Source organism: Marinobacter sp. NFXS11, from assembly GCF_040148675.1.
Classification (GTDB): domain Bacteria; phylum Pseudomonadota; class Gammaproteobacteria; order Pseudomonadales; family Oleiphilaceae; genus Marinobacter.
The window spans coordinates 832,089-850,270 of sequence record NZ_JAGDDV010000002.1 but is presented as its reverse complement, the minus strand read 5'-3'; the positions used below and the strand labels follow the sequence as shown (position 1 = coordinate 850,270).

The following is an 18,182-nucleotide window of genomic DNA, read 5'->3' as shown; positions in this document are numbered from 1 at the left end:
CTCTATGGCAACAGAGAACGCACGTCCACCGGCTCCTCCTCGTTCAGAGCCTGGCCCTTGTCCTTGCCGCCGATGGCCATACCGGCCACCTTGTAGAAGTGATAATCATGGTCCTTGCCCGGACCGTTGATCAGCAGATCCTCTTTCTCGTAAACCAGCTGTTGACGGTCGTACTCGCCCATCTCGAAATCCGGTGTCAGCTGGATCGCCGACGTGGGACAGGCCTCCTCACACATGCCGCAGAAGATGCAGCGGGAAAAATTGATCCGGAAAAACTCCGGGTACCAGCGCCCGTCTTCCTGCTCACCTTTCTGCAGGGAAATGCAATCCACCGGGCAGGCTACCGCGCACAGGTTGCACGCCACGCAGCGCTCTTCACCGTCCGGATCCCGGGTCAGCACGATCCGGCCCCGGTAGCGGGGTGGCAGGTAAACCTCCTCATCCGGATAGTTCACGGTCTCCCGCTTACGAAAGCTGTGCATGAACACCATCCCCAGTGTGCGCAGCTGGCTCCAGGTTGCCGGTACCAGCCAGAACACGGATTTGATGAACGGGACCTTTTCCTTCTCCATAACAGGGTCCTCCTCAGCCTTCCGGGGCAACGAGCAGAATCGCCGCGCCGGTTGCCAGCAAATTGATCAGGGTCAGGGGCAGACACACCTTCCAGCCGAAGCTCATTACGCGGTCATAGCGGGGCCTGGGCAGCGAGGCCCGCAGCAGGATAAACAACATCAGAAAGAAGCCGGTCTTGATCGCGAACCAAAGAATCGGCGGAAGCCAGGGGCCGTGCCAGCCACCAAAGAACAGAGTAACGATGAGGCCAGACACCAGGACCATGCCCACATACTCGCCAATGAAAAACAGCCCGAACTTCATGCCTGAGTATTCAATGTGATAACCGTCCGCCAGTTCCTGCTCGGCCTCCGGCTGATCGAATGGGTGGCGGTGGGTCACCGCAATGCCTGCGATCAGGAATGTGCAGAAGCCAAAGAACTGGGGCACCACGAACCACAGCCCTTCCTGGGCCGCGACAATCTCGCGCATGTTGAAGGAGCCGGCCAGGGCCACTACCCCCATCAGCGACAGCCCCATGAAGACCTCGTAGGACACCGTCTGGGCGGACGAGCGCATGGCGCCCAGCAACGCGTATTTGTTGCCACTGGCCCAGCCCCCGACCAGCACGGCATAGACGTTGATTCCCGCCATTGCCAGGAAAAACAGCAGCCCGATGTGCAGGTCCGCAATGCCCCATCCGGGCGTTATGGGAATGACGATGAACGACAGCAGCAGCGAGGCAAAGGCGATCACCGGCGCCAGCAGAAACAGCGGACGGTCTGCAAACGGTGGAATCCAGTCTTCCTTGAAGAAAATCTTGATCATGTCCGCCACCAGCTGGAGGAGCCCGAACGGCCCGACCCGGTTCGGGCCGTAGCGATCCTGCCAGAGCCCCAGCAGGCGACGCTCAACAATCGTCAATGCGGCGCCCAGCAGCACCGCACCCAGCAGAATCACCAGGGCCTGAAACATCGCCCAGAGAATGGCCTGCCATTCCGGTGTCAGCCAGCTCATGGCCGCGCCTCCTCTCCGGCTGTCGGCGTGGAACCCGGGCCGGCGGTGAGCGTGACCGGACCATCAGCGATGCCCGCCGGAACACTGCCTGCCGGCAGGCCCACCAGACCCCGGGGCCAGTCCGCCTGCATGCGTGCTGGCAGCGTCACGCAGGCGTGCTCTCCGGTAACGGTCACCAGCCCGCCCAGCTCGGCACCCAGTGAAATGGCATCGGCTTCCGAAAGCAGTAGCACCGGTGACTCCATCCGCTGACGAATAGGGTCCGCCATCGCTGAGGTTTCGTCGCCGCCGAACAGACGGGGCAGAACGATGGCCTGGCAATCGGTATCGAACGGCTGGAAGGCAGCCGGAATGTCAGAATCGTAGTGATAGTGACCCGGCCGGGGATGGAGCAGGCGGATGCCAGGGTCGCCGCCGCGCAAGTGGCCGCCGACCTCATCGGTGAACTTGTTCCAGGCCTGGGGCGAGTTCCAGCCCGGCGCCCAGGCAAAGGGCACCTGCTGGTGCGGGTGCCGGAAACCGCTGTACCCTTCCATGGAGAAGGCAAGTGCGGTGTCCGGATCCTGGGGCACGCGAGGCTCACTGACATTCTGATTGGCACGCATGGATGTGCGACCACTGTACCGGTGGGGCTCACGGGCCAGGCGCAGACCCTCGATACGGAAGCGTGCATCGGGTGCGGCCGCGGTAATCATCTCCAGGTCCGCACAAGCACGGCTGCAGGCCGCTGTTACCTCGTCGAGGGTAATATCTCCGGGCGTATCGCCGCCCAAGTTGGCCGAGAGCCCGTGCAGCCAGCGCCAGCTCTCATGGATCCGGGCTTCGGGGCGAAGATACCCCGGCTCAAATACCTGGAAGAAGCGCTGGGCCCGCCCCTCGAGGCTGACCGCGGTACCATCACCTTCGGCAAAACTGGCTGCGGGCAGCGAGAAGGTTGCCCGGTTCAGAGTCCGGGTGCGCTGATGATCCAGCACCACCAGCGTCCGAACATTTGCCAGGGCCGTGTCGACCCTCGCTTCATGCACGCGTTGATAGAGATCGTTCTCCAGGATAACCGCCGCATCGGCGCTCCCATCAGTCATCTGCTCCAGAGCCCACTCCAGGGGCTGGCCGCCCAACAGGGACAAACCGGTGCTGTTCACTTCCCGACGCACCAGTAACAGTCCACCACAACGGGCCCGACGGGCCAGCGCCCGGGCAATGTTACCGGCCGCCTTGATAATAGCCGGGGAATCGAGAGCACCGCCACTGACCACCAGCGGCCGTTCCGCCGCCAACAACGCCCGGGCAATCTCGGTAGCCCGCGACTGCAGGCCCTCATCAAGATCAGCCACCGCTGGGGCTGTCGGATCAATGGCGTGGGCTACCGCAAATCCAAGACGGGCGATGTCGTCAGGCGCAAGCGCCACTCGTTTACGGGCAAGGCCGTCCAGTTCGGTTTCAGCCGGGTAGGCAATAAAAAGGGGCTGGCGATGGTCCTGGGAGAGGGTTTTCATGGCTTCGGCATTCCAGTTTGGGATGCCCAATTTCGCCGCGTACTCCACCGGTGGCGCGGTGATCGCCTGGCGGATGGCAAGCCCGAGCCGCGCCGCGCTTTCCATGGGATCCTCCCCAAGCAGGAGAACAGCATCGTGCCCTTCAACCTCCCGAAGTGTGGGCGTCGGCAATCCGCAACTGCGGCCCAGCTCGTCCATCAGCCCGAGGCAAGACTGCTCCCTCGAATTAATGCCCGTGGAAAAGTTCTCTTCGCCCACCAGTTCCCGTAGTTGGTGATTGCTTTCCAGGCTGGCCCTGGGCGAGCCAATGCCAATAATCCGGTCGGCATGGCGCAGCGCCTCCGTGATCCGCGCCAGAGCGGTATCCACCCCCAGCGCCTCTGGCTCCTGTTCCCGCGTCTGGGACGGACGGCACTCCGGCACTCGGGGTCGATCCTGCCGGTTCACATAGCCGTACCCGAAGCGGCCAAGGTCACAGAGGAAAAAGCCATTCACCTCGCCGTGGTAGCGGTTTTCGATTCGCCGGATGTCGCCGTAGCGTTCGCCCGGGCTGATGTTGCAGCCCATGGCACATTGATGACAGATGCCCGGTGAGAACTGGAGATCCCACTTGCGGGTGTAATGATCGGAATGGCTCTGGTCGGTGAACACGCCCGTCGGACAGACTTCCGTCAGATTGCCGGCAAACCGGCTTTCCAGGGTGCCTTCTTCGTAGCGACCAAAGTAGATGTTGTCCTTGGCGCCGAACGCGCCCAGGTCAGTGCCGCCCGCGTAGTCGTTGTAAAAGCGCACGCAGCGGTAACAGGTGATGCAGCGATTCATTTCGTGGGCTATGAAAGGGCCCAGGTACTGGTTGCGACGGGTGCGCTTGCGGAACCGGTAGCGGCGCCGGTCGTGACCGGTCATCACGGTCATGTCCTGGAGGTGGCAGTGGCCGCCCTCCTCGCACACCGGACAATCGTGGGGATGATTGATCATCAGCCATTCGACAACGCTGGCTCGAAACGCCCGGGCCTCTTCATCTTCAATGTCAATGCGGGTGCCGTCGGCGGCCGGCGTCATACAGGACATCACCAGCATACCCCTATCGTCCTCGCTGTCCTTGTACTGGCGCACAGCGCACTGGCGGCAGGCGCCGACACTGCCCATGGCCGGGTGCCAGCAGAAATAGGGGATATCCAGGCCCAGGGACAGGCAGGCCTGAAGCAGATTGTCTGCCCCGTTTACCTCGTAACTCTGGCCGTCCACGTGGATGGTTGCCATGGTGCCGGATTACTCCCTTTTGGCCGTGACTGTTCGTTTCATACTTCCCCCGCCGGGATGGGATCGACGTAGGGCTTTCCCTTCGGGTCGCGCACGCCCTGTTCGAACTCATGCCGGAAATGCCGCAATGCGGTCTGAAGAGGCATGGCCGCACCCGGCGCATGGGCACAGAAGGTAAGCCCCGGGCCACAGTCGGCCGCCAGCTTATCCAGCAGTCCCACATCGCCGATGTCACCCTCACCCCGCTCCAGGGCCAGCAGCAGCTTCACGGTCCAGGGCAGTCCATCCCGGCAGGGCGTGCACCAGCCACAGGACTCGCGGGCAAAGAACTCTTCCAGATTGCGCATCAGTGAGACCATGCTCTGATCCTCGGTCACCACCGTAATCAGGCCGGTACCCAGCCGGCTACCTTCCTTGCCAACGGTGTCGAAATCCAGGGGCAGATCCAGATGTTCCGGTAAAAGAAAGCCGGTGCTTGCGCCCCCGGGCAGCCAGGCCTTGAGCTTTCTGTCCTCTCGCAGGCCACCGGCCAGTTCCAGCAGCTCCCGGCCGGTGGTGCCAATGGGCAACTCCCAGAGTCCGGGGCGGTTCACCAGCCCGGATGCGCCATAAAGTTTCGTGCCGCCGTCCTCAGTGCGACCCCCCGACAGCCCCTGGTACCAGTCCGCGCCACGAAGCATCACCGCCGGCACGTTGCACAAGGTTTCCACGTTGTTCACAACTGTGGGTTTACCCCAGGCCCCGGACTGGCCGGGAAACGGAGGCTTCGCCCGCGGATTGGCCCGGTGGCCCTCCAGCGAGTTGAGCAGGGCGGTTTCCTCGCCGCAGATATAGCGGCCTGCTCCGGTGTGCAGGGCAATATCAAAGTCAAAGGCGCTGCCGGCAATGTTCGGGCCCAGCCAGCCGGCCTCCCGGGCTTCGGCAAGAGCTGCCGTGAGGACCCGGGCGGATTCCGCGTATTCCCCGCGCAAAAAGATGTAGCCATACCGGGCGTTGTTGGCGAAGGCAGCTATAATCATGCCTTCAATCAACAGATGAGGCTGCTGTTCCATCAGCAGGCGATCCTTGAAGGTACCCGGCTCCATCTCGTCGGCATTGCAGACGATATAGCCGCGGGGCATGTCGCTACCCTGCAGGGTGAGGCTCCATTTCAGACCGGCGGAGAAGCCGGCGCCACCGCGGCCCCGGACATTGGCCTCCTTCATCGCGGCGATGACGGCACCGGGATCGTGTCCATTGAGAATCTGCGAAACCGCCTGGTAGCCTTCTTGAGCTTCATACTCTTTCAGTCCCACCACCTGGCCATCATCCCGTAGCCGCCAGGTCAGCGGATGGGTCTCCGGCGTTCGCTCCTCAGTCGCCTGCATCAGGCGGCTTCTGTAAATCGGAGACCGGCGCTGGCTGTTCACGGATAGCCCTCCAGGATGTCCGGCAGATCCTCCTCACCCACGGGCCCGTAAACGTCGTCGCCAATCATCATGGCTGGCCCGCCGTCGCAGGCGCCCAGGCAGCACACCGGCAATAACGTGTAGCGACCGTCGGACGTGGTCTGGCCGAGGCTAATACCGAGCCTCTCCGACAGGTTCTTCCGGAGCCGGTCGGAGCCGGTCAGGAAACAGGAACTGCTGTCGCACACCAGGATGACATGACGCCCCACCGGCTGCCGGAAGATCAGGCTATAAAAGGTGGCTACGCCCTCTACATTGGCCGGCCCCACACCCAACACACGGGCAATGGCCGGGATCGCATCATCCGGTACCCAGCCATGACGACGCTGGACAATCTTCAGCGCCTCGATGCAGGCCGCCTGGGGCTGCTCGTAGTGACTGGCCTCGGCGCGCATGGCGGCTTCATCGTCCGGGTGCAACCGGAAGCCGTCGGTGGTGATGGTCTGTGAGGTCGGTGTCGGTTCCATCATCAGCGGTCCACGTCGGCCATAACAAAATCAATGCTGCCCAGGTGAGCAATCAGGTCCGGCACAAAGCCGCCGCGCATCACACTGGGTATCTGCTGAAGGTGCGGAAAACTGGGCGTCCGGATCCGGGTCCGGTAACTCATGGTGTTGCCGTCACTGGTCAGGTAATAGCTGTTGATGCCCTTCGTGGCCTCCACCATCTGCAACGACTCCTGGGGCTTGAGCACCGGCCCCCAGGACACCTGCAGGAAGTGGGTAATCAGGGTTTCAATGTGTTCCAGCATCCGCTCCCGGGGCGGTGGGGTAGTGAGCGGGTGATCCGCCTTGAAGTCCCCCGATGGCATGTGATCCACGCACTGCTGGATGATCCGCAGGCTCTGGCGCATTTCCTCGATACGCAGCTGGCCCCGGTCGAAGACATCGCCCCGCTCGCCCAGGGGCACCTCGAATTCGAAGTTGTCGTAGCCAGAGTAGGGGCGCTGTTTGCGAAGGTCAAAGTTGCAGCCGGTGGCACGGAGGTTGGGGCCGGTGACACCCCAGGCCAGCGCTTGGGCGGTATCGAAGGAGGCCACATTACGGGTGCGCTCACGCACCAGGGCATTCTCCATCATCGCCCGCTCGTACTCGCGCAGCCGTGGTGGCATCCAGTCCAGAAACTCCTGCACCAGTTTTTCCCAGCCCTGCGGTAAATCCTGCATCACCCCGCCAATGCGGTACCAGGCCGGATGCATGCGAAAGCCCGTGATCCCCTCGATCACCTTATAGCCCCGCTGGCGGTCGCTGAAGGTGTAGAACACCGGCGTCATCGCGCCCAGGTCCTGCAGGTATGTACCGAGAAACAGCAGGTGGCTGGTGATACGGAACATCTCGGCCATCATCACCCGGATGGTTTTCACCCGATCCGGTACCTCGATGCCGGCCAGCTTCTCCACCGCCAGCACGTAAGGCAGGTTATTCATCACCCCACCGGTGTAATCAATCCGGTCGGTGTAAGGTATGAAACTGTGCCAGGACTGGCGCTCGGCCATTTTTTCCGCGCCCCGGTGGTGGTAGCCAATGTCTGGCACACAATCGACAACTTCCTCACCGTCCAGTTGCAGCACAATGCGGAAGGCGCCGTGGGCAGAGGGATGGTTGGGCCCCAGGTTCAGGAACATGAACTCGGCGCCTTCACGTTCCCGAGCCATGCCCCAAGCTTCGGGCACGAACTGGAGGGCGTCCTGCTCGGTCTCCTGACCTGCCACCGTCAGGGTGTAAGGATCGAACTCGGTTGCCCGGGCCGGATAATCCTTGCGCAGGGGATGCCCGGTCCAGGTGTGTGGCATGAGGATGCGTTCAAGGTGCGGGTGGCCAGCGAAGCTGATGCCAAACATGTCCCACACCTCTCGTTCGTACCAGTTGGCCGCCGGGAAAACACCGGTGGCGGTCGGGAGACTCAGGTCTTCTTCCGCCAGACCGACTTTGAGCATGATGTCCCGATTGCGGGTAATCGACATCAACTGGTAGAACACGGTGAAATCCGAGTCGGGCAGGCCCTGTCGGTGGCCGCGCAGCCGCTCGTCCATTGCCGACAGGTCGAACAGCAGATCAAAAGGCGCGTCCAGTTGCTTGAGGTAACCCAAAATATTGGTCAGTGCCGCACGCGACACCCAGAGCACGGGCATGCCGGTACGGGTCTGCTGGCAGCACAGAACCACCTCGCCAAAGTCCCGCTGGAGGGCTTCGACCAGTTCAATGTCGGCATTGTCTGCGCTACTGCTCATGCTCGTGGTTTGACTCCTGACAATCAGTTGTAAACGACGGCAAGCGGCTTTAAAGCTTGTCGGGGCTCCTCAGTTCCGTGGCCTGGATTCGCTGATCCCGCCATTTCTCCCGCTGCGAGGGCATCTCGGCCCGGTAAACGCCCTGGTCACCCACCACCCAGGACAATGGCCGGCGCTCCTCCTGGATGGAGTCCTGCAACAGTTGCAACCCCTGCAGGAAGGCCTCCGGACGGGGTGGACAGCCGGGCACATACACATCAACCGGCAGGAATTTATCCACGCCCTGTACCACCGAGTAGATGTCGTACATACCTCCGGAATTGGCGCAGGAGCCCATGGAAATCACCCATTTCGGCTCCAGCATCTGGTCATACAGCTGCTGGATCACCGGCGCCATCTTGATGAAGCAGGTGCCGGCAATCACCATGAAGTCTGCCTGCCTGGGGGAAGCCCGGATAACCTCCGAGCCGAACCGCGCAATGTCGTGGGGTGCGGTAAAGGCGGTGGTCATTTCCACATAGCAACAGGACAGCCCGAAGTTGTAGGGCCAGAGGGAATTCTTGCGGCCCCAGTTAACGGCAGAGTTCAGCACTTCGCTCAACTTGCCGGTAAAGACATTTCGCTCGAGCTGCTGCTTGACCGGGTCTTCGACCCTCTCGCGCCGATCCAACGGATAACGGGCATTGCTTCCCGCAGGACCCTCAGCCCGGGTCAGGGTATAGGCCATGAAAACCTCCCTTGATGGTCACACTACTCCATCCATCTCCGGATTCCGCGGAATCGGGAGACTCAGAGCGTGTGTGTCTATGCGCCGCGCTTGCTCGCCGGGCTCTGCTCGGGCGCCCAGTCCAGGGCGCCGGTGCGACTGTCGTAAACCAGTCCGGCCAGCAGGATGAAGATGAACACAGCGGCGCCCCAGAAACCGGTCCACCCAACATCGGGGATGACAATGGCCCAGGCAAACAGGAAAACCGCTTCAATGTCGAAGATGACGAACAGCATCGCCACCAGATAGAACTTCACGGAAAAACGCTGGCGGGCACTGCCGGCGCCAACGATGCCCGATTCGAAGGGAAGAGACTTGCTGATACCGCGGCTGCGGCCACCCAACAGGCTTGATGCCCCCACCATGAAGGCGCACAAACCCGCTACCGCAAAGATGAAAAAGCCGGTAGCCCAATACTCGGCAATACCCTTTGCCGCCGTTTCAAGCATTCAGTTTCCCCTCGAAAGCACATGGCTGTCGTGTTGGATACCTCTCTTCAAACCTAGCAACGGGCCCCGAATTGCGCAAACCGCTGCGCGGAATCAACGCGCAAACGTATGATGCAAAAGATATTACGGATGAGGCAGGGGATTATGAGAAGATAAGAATTGGAGCGGGTGAAGGGAATCGAACCCTCGTATGCAGCTTGGGAAGCTGCCGTTCTACCATTGAACTACACCCGCAAAAAAGACCGCGAGAGCAATATAAGCGGTCAGCCCGGCAATGGGCAAGCATTCTGTCTGGAGCAACAATGGACCCCACCCTGACTCTGATTGGCGCCCTGATGCTGGTCATCAGTATCGTGCTCAGCCCGCTTTCCAGCCGGGTGGGCATGCCTGTGCTGCTGATCTTTCTCGTGGTCGGCATGATGATGGGCGAGGACGGCCCGGGTGGCATCCAGTTTAACGATTTTGAGCTGGCGTTTCTGATTGCCAATCTGGCGCTGGGCGTGATCCTGCTGGACGGCGGCATGCGCACCCGTGCCGAAACCTTCCGCGTGGGGTTAAAACCGGCCCTGGTACTGGCCACGCTCGGGGTCGCGATGACCGCCGCCGGCGCCGCGGTTGTGGCCTGGTGGGTATTCGATCTGCACTGGCTGACGGCCCTGCTAATTGGTGCCATCATTTCCTCTACCGATGCGGCCGCCGTGTTTTCCCTGCTTCAGGGGCGGGGCCTGCACCTGAACGAACGGGTCAGTGCCACCCTGGAGATCGAATCCGGCAGTAACGACCCCATGGCGATTTTCCTGACCCTGATGCTGGTCACGCTCATCGGTAACGATGGCGACCACGCGGGCTGGGCGGTCTTATCCATGCTGGTGCAGCAATTCGGCGTCGGCGCCGTTGCCGGGATCATTGGCGGCTTCGCCGTGGTTGAGCTGGCCAATCGTATCCGCCTGACTCCTTCTCTGTATCCCCTTCTGGTCGCCGCCGCCGGCATCTCGGTGTTTTCTGCCACAAACGCCCTCGGCGGCAGCGGATTTCTGGCCATTTATCTGACCGGCGTGGTGATCGGTAACCGCCACGTCCGGATGATGCCGATGATCCTGCAGGTGCACGATGGTCTGGCATGGCTGGCCCAACTGTGCCTGTTCCTGATGCTCGGACTACTGGTAACGCCCTCCGATCTGATTCCGCTGGCCGGCGGCGGGCTGATCCTGGCCCTCTCGCTGATCTTCATTATCCGCCCGCTGACGGTCATGCTCACCCTCTGGCCGTTTGCCTTCAATCGGCGCGAACTTGGTTTCATCAGTTGGGTCGGCCTCAGGGGTGCGGTACCGATCGTACTGGCCCTGTTCCCGATCATCGCGGACTTGCCGGAAGCGCAACTGGTCTTCCACGCGGCTTTCTTTATCGTGCTGGTCTCGCTCCTGGTTCAGGGCACCACCATGACACCCCTGGCCCGGAAACTTCGTCTGGAAGTTCCTGCCGGAGAGGATCCCTATCGAAGGCTGCCCCTGGATGCGCCGGCCGCCGGCGATCACGAATTGATGCTGTTCCCGCTGCGTGGCGAAATCTGGGAAACGCCTCGGCGGCTGAGTCAGCTTCGGTTTCCTGAGAACACCGCCGTAGCCGGCGTCTTCCGGAACCGGGTTTGCCTGCAGCCTAAGGCCGATCTGGAAGTCTCCAGTGGCGACATGGTGGCGATGTTCGCAACCCCCAGTGTGTTGCCGGAACTCGGCAAGGCTCTGAGCGGCCGGCATGCGCCCAAATACCTGGCTGAACGTGCATTTTTCGGAGATTTTGTGCTCAACGGCGATGCTCTGCTGGGTGACGTCGAGCAGGTTTATGGCATTGAGTTCGACGATCTGCCCCCGGAGCTGTCCCTGGCTGAATGCTTTGCCAGGCGCACCAAGGGGCACCCGGTTGTCGGTGACCTGGTCACCCTTGGTCCGGTAACGCTGGTGGCCCGGGCCACCAGTGCCGACAAGGTAACCAAGGTGGGACTGAAGATGGACAATTCACAAAATGGTTGATCAGCGAACCAGATAGCCAAAAAAGTTAACAAAACCCCTTAACAGATCCCTTGCGGGCTATGGTATAAAACGCCTGTACAAAGATTAATCATTGGTAAGTTAAGGACATGAGTATTTTCCGCGCCCTATTATCCAGCCTCGCCCTGCTCTGCATCGCCGCTGCTCCGACTGCTTTTGCAACCGAGCTGCTGGCCAAGGCCGACACCCGGATGCCGGTTGCCACCATGTATGAGCCCGCGGACATTCAGAACGTCAGTAGCGTGGTGGTTCGCAAGGGAGAGCGCCGCCTGTATCTGATGGATGGCGAGGATGTGGTTCGCAGCTACCGCATTTCCCTCGGCGACAATCCGGAAGGCCACAAGCTGTACGAGGGTGACGAGCGCACACCGGAAGGCGATTACACCCTGGACTGGCGAAATGCCGAGAGCGATTTCTACAAATCCATCCACATCTCCTACCCCAGTGAGCGGGATCGGGAACTGGCATCCGCCTGGGGCCTGGATCCCGGTGGCAGCATCATGATCCATGGCCTGCCCAATAACGTCGGCGACATGGCCTTTGCCTACACCGGTCTGGACTGGACCGATGGCTGCATCGCTGTGACCAACGAAGAGATGGACGAAATCTGGCAACTGGTGTCCAACGGAACCCCCATAAGCATTAACCCCTGAGCCAAACCTGACAGCCGCATTAAGTTGTTGTCACATGCTTAGCAAATTTACGTATCTGCAGTTAACATTCCCGCTTACAGTGTTTTACACTGTTTAACGACTCCGGTAGTCATTGCCTGACAAACGTTGCTGCGCAGGTTGACAGGAAGTCGTCTATACTGACTTTCGGATCACAGGAAATAACTCGACCAATAAGGGGATTTACAATGCGTAAACTGACGATCGCCGGGATTGCACTGGCTACTGCTCTGACTGCAGGTTGTGCCACCACCGACCAGGGCGCACTCGACGAAGCGAATGCAACCGCCAGCTCCGCTGAGCGCACTGCAGAAAATGCACTGAACACCGCTAACAGCGCTGCCAGCTCTGCACGTACTGCCCAGCAGACTGCAGAAGAAGCTCTGGCCGCTGCCAAGGCAGCCCAGAAAGCCGCTGATGAAGCAAACGAGCGTGCCAAGCGCATGCTCGAGCGTGCCAGCCAGAAATAAGGCTGATACGTAACAGAAGGGCCGGCAATGCCGGCCTTTTTTTATGCCCCGGAATCGGGCTTTTCCGGTTCGGATTTCTCCGGCGTAAAGGGCTTGTTCTCCTTCAGGAACGTGGTCATAAGTTCCATCGGCAGAGGGAACACAATGGTGGATGAGTTCGTGTTGCTCATATCTGCCAGGGTCTGGAGGTAACGCAACTGCATGGAACCGGAATTGGTGGACATGACATCCGCAGCCTCCACCAGCTTTTTGGACGCCTGCAATTCGCCCTCCGCGTGGATGACCTTGGCACGCCGCTCACGCTCGGCCTCAGCCTGGCGGGCAATGGCACGAATCATCGATTCGTTGAGATCCACGTGCTTGATTTCCACATTGGCCACCTTGATGCCCCATTCCTCTGTCTGGGCATCGATGATCTCCTGGATATCGGAGTTCAGCTTGTCCCGTTCTGACAGCATTTCATCCAGGTCGTGTTTACCCAGCACCGACCGGAGAGTTGTCTGGGCGAGCTGGCTGGTCGCGGAATTAAAATCCTCCACCCGGATAATGGCCCGCTCCGGGTCCACAACGCGGAAGTAAAGCACGGCATTCACCCGCACCGTCACGTTATCCCGGGAAATGACATCCTGGCTGGGCACGTCCAGAGTTATTACCCGAAGGTCCACCCGCACCATCTGCTGAATGCCGGGAATCACAATGATCAGCCCCGGGCCTTTCACACCCTGGAACCGACCAAGAAAGAACACCACGCCCCGCTCGTACTCCGGCAGGATCTTGATGGCCGAAACGAGAATCAGCAGTAACACCACCGTGGGTGCCAAATAGGGAATCAGATCGCCAATCATACGGCCTCCTTGTATTGCCGTTACTTTGTCTGCCAGGTCAGCCGTTGTCCGGAATGACCTTTACGGTTACCGTCAAACCCTCGATTGCTGTCACCTGAACCCGGTCACCTTCTTTGACCGATCCTTCGCTGATGGCGTTCCAACGCTCACCGCTCAGACGGACGTGGCCGCGAAAATGGCCATGGTCTCCGGAGAAGTCATCCAACGCTACACCTTCCTCGTGGGTAATCTGTTCGGCACCACTGACCGGATGCCGTCGACGCAGCCCGATAAACCGTGTCACCGTCCACAGAATAAAACCGGCAGCCACGACGGCCGTGCCGCCAATGGTCGGCAGGGAAATATCCCGGTGACTGCCGTCCATCAATATGATCGAACCGGTCACGAAGGCGACAATCCCGCCGACCCCCAGTATCCCAAAGCTGGGGACGAAGGCTTCGCCCACGATGAACGCCAGCCCGAGCAGAATGAGCGCCAGGCCGGCATAATTCACCGACAGGACCTGAAAGGCGAATAGCGCCAGGATCAGCGAAATCGCGCCAATCACGCCGGGCACTACGGCACCGGGGTTGGCCAACTCGAAGATGATGCCGTAGAAGCCGATGATCATCAGAAAGTAGGCCACGTTCGGATTGGTAATCACCGACAACAGGCGGGTGCGCCAGTCTGGCTGGGATCGGACGATTTCCATATTGGCCGTGTTCAGGGTCCTGTCACCTGACGCCATGCGAACGGTGCGTCCATCCACTTGCTGCAACAGATCCCGGAGGTTGGGTGAAACTACGTCAATGACGTTCTTCTCCAGCGCCTCTTCGGCACCGAGGTTTACAGCCTCACGGACCGCCTCTTCAGCCCAGTCGGCGTTGCGGCCATGGCGTTCGGCCAGGCCGCGGATGTAACTGACCGCGTCCTCCAGAACCTTTCGCTCCATGGCGGTGCCTCCGCGCCGTTTACCCTCGTCATCGCTGGCTTGCAGGTCACTGCCAGATGACGAATCGGAGGCGGAATCCGAACCTTCCTCGGATGTGGGAGCTTCGGAGGCCGGATCGCTCTCCGGTTCAGGGCTACCCGGCAGCCCACCCATCTGCACAGGCGTGGCCGAACCCAGGTTGGTCGCAGGCGCCATGGCGGCAATGTGACTGCCATACAGAATGTAGGTGCCGGCGCTGGCAGCCCGGGCGCCCTGTGGGGAAACATAGGTCGCGACAGGAACGTCGGAGGCCAGAATCACCTTGATGATATCCCGCATGGAATCCATCAGGCCGCCAGGCGTATCCATTTCGATAACTACCAGACCGGCACCCTCGGATTCGGCGCGGCGAATGCCCCGGGTGACGTAGTCCATGGTCGCGGGGCCGATAGCCCCCTCAACCGTGAGTACCAGAGCAATATCGGAGGATTTCTGCTGGGCAAAAACCTGATGGGCCAGGGACGCCAGCGCTAGCAGCACACCTGTCAGGAATACCAGAGCCCAGGCCCGGAGGCGGGCGGGATTCTGTGATCGCATGGGACGGTGTGCCTGCATAAAGCCTCCCCGGATCCGGAAGAAATTCAACTTGATACAGATACGATGGCAGCAGGACCGCGGTTCTGTCCTACATGGGACGACAACCGTGTTCAGCGCACCACATCAGAAGTATAGCCGCTGCTCCGGCTCCTTGGCCGATTCCGGCGACTTCTCTTCCACAGTCTTGTCTGCGGCCATCCGGGTTACCCGCTCACCAATCATGGTCGGCAGGCCGTCCGCCTGGTCGACGGCCAGTTCAATGGCACCGCGTTTGACCTCGACATCCGGATGACGGGTTCGGAAAGCTTCAACTTCAGCAAACACCTGCTGCCACAAGCGCTCTCGATCTTCGCGGGGGTAATCTTCATGGGGACGATGGACTTCCAGCCAGACCTCGCCATCCGAAAAACCGATCTTGACGGCGTCGTGCACAACCTGGACCGGAGTGCCCTTCTCGACCTGGTAAACGAACCGGGAGATATCCTCGTTGTACATTCGGAAACACCCGTGGCTGACCGGCATGCCCACACCAAATTTCTTGTTGGTGCCGTGAATCAGGTAGCCCTTTTCACTCAGGAGCAGGGCGTGGGTCCCAAGCGGGTTGCCGGGGCCGGGCGGAATCATCCTGGGCAGATAGTCTCCGGACGCCTCATACTCTGCCCGAATGCTCGCAGGCGGGTACCAGGCCGGGGACTCCAGTGGCATGGTGACCTCGGCATCGGTCAAAGGCGACGGATTCTCTGCCGTGCCAACGCCCACGGGGTACACCTGCACACCCTCATCGGTGAAGTAATACAGGCGGTACTCGGCAAGATTGATAACGATGCCTTCACGCCGGGCGTCCGGCAGCACGTACTGGCGCGGCAGGGTGATGGTGGTGCCGTCGCCGGGTAGCCAGGGGTCCACGCCAGGATTGGCCTTGACCAGCTCCAGGTACCCCATGGCCAAGCGGTTACCAATGCCGGCAAAGGTGTCCTCATAACGGGTTTCAAAAACACCGAGCTCTCCGGCCAGATCCCCCTGGACCGGGAATGTCGGCACACGAGGGCTTCGATCCGGCTCCTCGGGGTATTCCGGGTCGCTGGCAGCATCCTGAGCCTCCGCAAACACGGCGGTCGGGAACACCAGAAACTGTGCCAGAGAAAAAACCGCTAAAAATCTGAACCACATAGAAAACGTTCCGAAAGCATCAGGCAACCGGGTACAGTGACAGCAAGTACCCTCAGGAGTTCATATAGGTCGCCCATACTGTTACGACGGCAAGCGCCACAAACAACACACTTGCGCCAATCCGCGCTGTGGCGAGGGGCAACCTCTCCATCAGCCAGCGTCCCGCCATGATAACCGGTATATTGGCCAGCAGCATACCCACCGTGGTGCCCAGAATAACCCAGAAAGTCTCGGTAAACCTGGCAGCGAGAACGACGGTCGCAACCTGGGTCTTATCGCCGATCTCCGCCAGAAAGAACATGATGGTGGTGGCCATGAACGCCCCCATGCCCAGGAACTTTGAATCATCGCTGTCGTCCTTGTCCGGTACCAGCAACCAGAGCGCGATCGCAACAAAACTGCCGGCCAGAATCCACGGCAACCAGGCTTCCGGAATGAAGGAAGCGACCCAGGCACCGAGCCAGGCAGATAAGGCGTGATTGAGAACCGTTGCGACAAAAATGCCAAGAATAATAGGTAGGCGGGTAGCGTATCGGGCAACCAGGAAAAGCGAGAGCAACTGGGTTTTGTCACCAATTTCCGCTATGGCAACAGCGACCGTTGAAGCGAGGAAAGCGTCCATGAAAAACTCCAGGGCGGATAACCAGACATGAGGCAGTCCACCTTCCGCCCAATGGAGGTGAAACCGCCTCAGGTCTTGCCAATATCACCGGTGTCTCGGTGAAACATGATAGCCATGGGGATTTGGCCCCAAGTATGTTGACTATCATCCGACCGGCAGTTCCGGTGCGGAGGCTACTCCCCTGAAGAGATGCCGGCATAGTAATAAATTCGGAGCGGAGCCGCAACCAGAAGCTCCGCTAGACCCGCATTCTCCATACCGGAATCGCCGCAACCGCCACGAATACCGCCACCAGCCACCAGGCTGAGTGGAACGCGTTGATCGTGGGCATCCCGGAGGTGTGCTCACCGAATTCAATCGTCAGTGCCACCAGGTTGACGCCAAAGGCGCCCCCGAGCTGGCGCATGAAGTTGAGCGTGCTTGAGCCGGCCCCCAGTTCCTGTGGCTCCAGCGGATTCAGAGCGCCGGTCGACAGGGCCGGGAGCATGAAACCAATACCGATGCGGCCAAGCACTGTCCAGAGCACCAGCCAGCCAAAGGCGAGTTCGAGATCGGACAGCGCGAACAGCATGGCGGAAAGGGCAAATGCACCAATACCGAACACCACCAGAACACGGGCACTGTGCCTGTCCGCCATACGACCTGCCAAAGGAAACGTCATACCCAGGACAATCCCCGCGGGTAGCATCAGCAAGCCTGCCTCCGTCGCGCTGAAGCCCAGAGCTGTCTGCACGAACAACGGAATGAGGTAGGTGGATCCGAACAGCGCCAGCCCCAGTGCCATGGCACCCAGACAGGCGAAAAGAAACACCGGTTTACGCAGCAAGGCAATGTTCACCAGCGGATGCGCGGTGCGTCGTTCACGCAGCACGAAGAGCAGCAGCCCACCGAGGGCCAATAATCCTTCGGCGACAATCCAGCTCTTCTGGCCCGCCGCCTGCTGCAACCGGTTCAGGGTGTCGAGCGACACGGCGATTGTAAACCCGAGCAATATCAGGCCGGGGAGATCAAAGCGATAGCGCGCTGGCTGGGAAACAGGCAACGGCAGGAAGCGCCAGGCCATGAGAACACCCACCAGGGTGACGGGTGCCGGGGCAAACATCACGTAACGCCAGTCCAGCTGATCAACGAGAAAGCCTCCCAGCACCGGACCCAGGGCCGGCGCCAGAATTACCCCCATACCGTAGATACCCATGGCTTGGCCGCGGCGATCACGGGGAAAAATCCGGAATACCAGGTACATGCCCATGGGCTGCATCAAACCGGCCATGGCACCCTGGCCAATCCGGGCAGCGATGAGCTGCCCCGGCGTCTCGGCAAAACCACCGGCAAGGGAAATCAGGGTGAAGAAAAACATGGCTACGGCAAGGGTCTTGCGAACCCCGAAATGATCCAGCAGCCACGAGGAGGCGAGCATGGTGGTGGTCATGGCGGCGATGAAGCCCGTCGCCAGCCAGTGAACCTGGCCCTGGCGAATGCCGAACTCCACCATGATATCGTGCAACGCCACGTTGACTACGGTAGCGCTGAGTACGGTAGCCATGGTGCCTATCATCACCGTGGCCACCGCCAGCCAACGCCAGCGATCTCCATAGCGGGCTTTCAGCCCCTCAACTGAGTTATCAGCCAAG

General features: G+C 60.5%; 16 protein-coding genes and 1 tRNA gene. 3 read left to right on the top strand and 14 right to left on the bottom strand.

Annotated elements, in window-relative coordinates; all coding sequences use genetic code 11:
- Nucleotides 1-2: 2 nt before the first annotated feature.
- The 9 genes from nuoI to J3362_RS12825 form a co-directional block, all read right to left on the bottom strand.
- Nucleotides 3-572, bottom strand: coding sequence for an NADH-quinone oxidoreductase subunit NuoI (nuoI, locus tag J3362_RS12865; protein WP_349520181.1), 570 nt, complete (start codon nucleotides 570-572; stop codon nucleotides 3-5).
- Nucleotides 573-585: 13 nt separating this feature from the next.
- A complete protein-coding gene (nuoH, locus tag J3362_RS12860) occupies nucleotides 586-1,569 on the bottom strand; it encodes an NADH-quinone oxidoreductase subunit NuoH (RefSeq protein WP_349520179.1) in 984 nt (327 codons plus the stop codon).
- The gene (gene nuoG / locus J3362_RS12855; protein WP_349520177.1) at nucleotides 1,566-4,328 is read right to left on the bottom strand and encodes an NADH-quinone oxidoreductase subunit NuoG; all 2,763 of its coding nucleotides are present in this window, start codon (nucleotides 4,326-4,328) and stop codon (nucleotides 1,566-1,568) included. The genes nuoH and nuoG overlap by 4 nt, the downstream gene beginning before the upstream one ends.
- A 38-nt stretch (nucleotides 4,329-4,366) precedes the next feature.
- A complete protein-coding gene (gene nuoF / locus J3362_RS12850; protein WP_349520175.1) occupies nucleotides 4,367-5,695 on the bottom strand; it encodes an NADH-quinone oxidoreductase subunit NuoF in 1,329 nt (442 codons plus the stop codon).
- A 38-nt stretch (nucleotides 5,696-5,733) separates the two neighbouring features.
- Nucleotides 5,734-6,246: an NADH-quinone oxidoreductase subunit NuoE gene (gene nuoE, locus J3362_RS12845; protein ID WP_502882433.1), complete on the bottom strand. Its 513-nt coding sequence runs from the start codon at nucleotides 6,244-6,246 to the stop codon at nucleotides 5,734-5,736.
- Nucleotides 6,246-8,006 carry an NADH-quinone oxidoreductase subunit C/D gene (gene nuoC / locus J3362_RS12840; RefSeq protein ID WP_349520173.1) on the bottom strand — a complete coding sequence of 587 codons (1,761 nt, stop codon included), beginning with the start codon at nucleotides 8,004-8,006 and terminating at the stop codon, nucleotides 6,246-6,248. Before nuoC ends, nuoE begins: the two co-directional genes overlap by 1 nt.
- Before the next feature lie 49 nt (nucleotides 8,007-8,055).
- Nucleotides 8,056-8,733 carry a NuoB/complex I 20 kDa subunit family protein gene (locus tag J3362_RS12835; RefSeq protein WP_349520171.1) on the bottom strand — a complete coding sequence of 226 codons (678 nt, stop codon included), beginning with the start codon at nucleotides 8,731-8,733 and terminating at the stop codon, nucleotides 8,056-8,058.
- Nucleotides 8,734-8,810: 77 nt separating this feature from the next.
- Nucleotides 8,811-9,221 carry an NADH-quinone oxidoreductase subunit A gene (ndhC, locus tag J3362_RS12830; RefSeq protein WP_349520169.1) on the bottom strand — a complete coding sequence of 137 codons (411 nt, stop codon included), beginning with the start codon at nucleotides 9,219-9,221 and terminating at the stop codon, nucleotides 8,811-8,813.
- A gap of 160 nt (nucleotides 9,222-9,381) precedes the next feature.
- A tRNA-Gly gene (locus J3362_RS12825) sits at nucleotides 9,382-9,455 on the bottom strand.
- 68 nt (nucleotides 9,456-9,523) lie between these two features.
- Here J3362_RS12825 and J3362_RS12820 point away from each other — a divergent pair.
- From J3362_RS12820 to J3362_RS12810, 3 genes are all read left to right on the top strand, one after another.
- Nucleotides 9,524-11,248: a potassium/proton antiporter gene (locus tag J3362_RS12820; RefSeq protein WP_349520168.1), complete on the top strand. Its 1,725-nt coding sequence runs from the start codon at nucleotides 9,524-9,526 to the stop codon at nucleotides 11,246-11,248.
- A 107-nt stretch (nucleotides 11,249-11,355) separates the two neighbouring features.
- A complete protein-coding gene (locus J3362_RS12815; RefSeq protein WP_349520167.1) occupies nucleotides 11,356-11,919 on the top strand; it encodes a L,D-transpeptidase family protein in 564 nt (187 codons plus the stop codon).
- 206 nt (nucleotides 11,920-12,125) lie between these two features.
- Nucleotides 12,126-12,407, top strand: coding sequence for an Lpp/OprI family alanine-zipper lipoprotein (locus J3362_RS12810; protein ID WP_088558521.1), 282 nt, complete (start codon nucleotides 12,126-12,128; stop codon nucleotides 12,405-12,407).
- Between the two features lie 41 nt (nucleotides 12,408-12,448).
- Here the strand turns inward: J3362_RS12810 and J3362_RS12805 are convergent, their stop codons facing one another.
- The 5 genes from J3362_RS12805 to J3362_RS12785 form a co-directional block, all read right to left on the bottom strand.
- The gene (locus tag J3362_RS12805; RefSeq protein ID WP_349520165.1) at nucleotides 12,449-13,252 is read right to left on the bottom strand and encodes a slipin family protein; all 804 of its coding nucleotides are present in this window, start codon (nucleotides 13,250-13,252) and stop codon (nucleotides 12,449-12,451) included.
- A 37-nt stretch (nucleotides 13,253-13,289) separates the two neighbouring features.
- Nucleotides 13,290-14,777 (bottom strand): NfeD family protein, encoded by a 1,488-nt coding sequence (locus J3362_RS12800; RefSeq protein ID WP_349520164.1) that lies wholly within the window; start codon nucleotides 14,775-14,777, stop codon nucleotides 13,290-13,292.
- Nucleotides 14,778-14,882: 105 nt separating this feature from the next.
- Nucleotides 14,883-15,929 (bottom strand): L,D-transpeptidase family protein, encoded by a 1,047-nt coding sequence (locus tag J3362_RS12795; protein ID WP_349520163.1) that lies wholly within the window; start codon nucleotides 15,927-15,929, stop codon nucleotides 14,883-14,885.
- 52 nt (nucleotides 15,930-15,981) lie between these two features.
- Entirely contained in the window at nucleotides 15,982-16,551 is a 570-nt protein-coding gene (locus J3362_RS12790; RefSeq protein WP_014578946.1) for a TMEM165/GDT1 family protein, read from the bottom strand.
- A gap of 238 nt (nucleotides 16,552-16,789) precedes the next feature.
- Nucleotides 16,790-18,181 carry a DHA2 family efflux MFS transporter permease subunit gene (locus J3362_RS12785; protein ID WP_349520162.1) on the bottom strand — a complete coding sequence of 464 codons (1,392 nt, stop codon included), beginning with the start codon at nucleotides 18,179-18,181 and terminating at the stop codon, nucleotides 16,790-16,792.
- Between the last annotated feature and the right edge of the window lies 1 nt (nucleotide 18,182).

Bases quoted from the DNA above. Each gene is read 5' to 3' on its own strand.
- nuoI (WP_349520181.1), bottom strand. From the start codon at position 572: ATGGAGAAGGAAAAGGTCCCGTTCATCAAATCCGTGTTCTGGCTGGTA.
- nuoH (WP_349520179.1), bottom strand. From the start codon at position 1,569: ATGAGCTGGCTGACACCGGAATGGCAGGCCATTCTCTGGGCGATGTTT.
- nuoG (WP_349520177.1), bottom strand. From the start codon at position 4,328: ATGGCAACCATCCACGTGGACGGCCAGAGTTACGAGGTAAACGGGGCA.
- nuoF (WP_349520175.1), bottom strand. From the start codon at position 5,695: ATGCAGGCGACTGAGGAGCGAACGCCGGAGACCCATCCGCTGACCTGG.
- nuoE (WP_502882433.1), bottom strand. From the start codon at position 6,246: ATGATGGAACCGACACCGACCTCACAGACCATCACCACCGACGGCTTC.
- nuoC (WP_349520173.1), bottom strand. From the start codon at position 8,006: ATGAGCAGTAGCGCAGACAATGCCGACATTGAACTGGTCGAAGCCCTC.
- J3362_RS12835 (WP_349520171.1), bottom strand. From the start codon at position 8,733: ATGGCCTATACCCTGACCCGGGCTGAGGGTCCTGCGGGAAGCAATGCC.
- ndhC (WP_349520169.1), bottom strand. From the start codon at position 9,221: ATGCTTGAAACGGCGGCAAAGGGTATTGCCGAGTATTGGGCTACCGGC.
- J3362_RS12820 (WP_349520168.1), top strand. From the start codon at position 9,524: ATGGACCCCACCCTGACTCTGATTGGCGCCCTGATGCTGGTCATCAGT.
- J3362_RS12815 (WP_349520167.1), top strand. From the start codon at position 11,356: ATGAGTATTTTCCGCGCCCTATTATCCAGCCTCGCCCTGCTCTGCATC.
- J3362_RS12810 (WP_088558521.1), top strand. From the start codon at position 12,126: ATGCGTAAACTGACGATCGCCGGGATTGCACTGGCTACTGCTCTGACT.
- J3362_RS12805 (WP_349520165.1), bottom strand. From the start codon at position 13,252: ATGATTGGCGATCTGATTCCCTATTTGGCACCCACGGTGGTGTTACTG.
- J3362_RS12800 (WP_349520164.1), bottom strand. From the start codon at position 14,777: ATGCAGGCACACCGTCCCATGCGATCACAGAATCCCGCCCGCCTCCGG.
- J3362_RS12795 (WP_349520163.1), bottom strand. From the start codon at position 15,929: ATGTGGTTCAGATTTTTAGCGGTTTTTTCTCTGGCACAGTTTCTGGTG.
- J3362_RS12790 (WP_014578946.1), bottom strand. From the start codon at position 16,551: ATGGACGCTTTCCTCGCTTCAACGGTCGCTGTTGCCATAGCGGAAATT.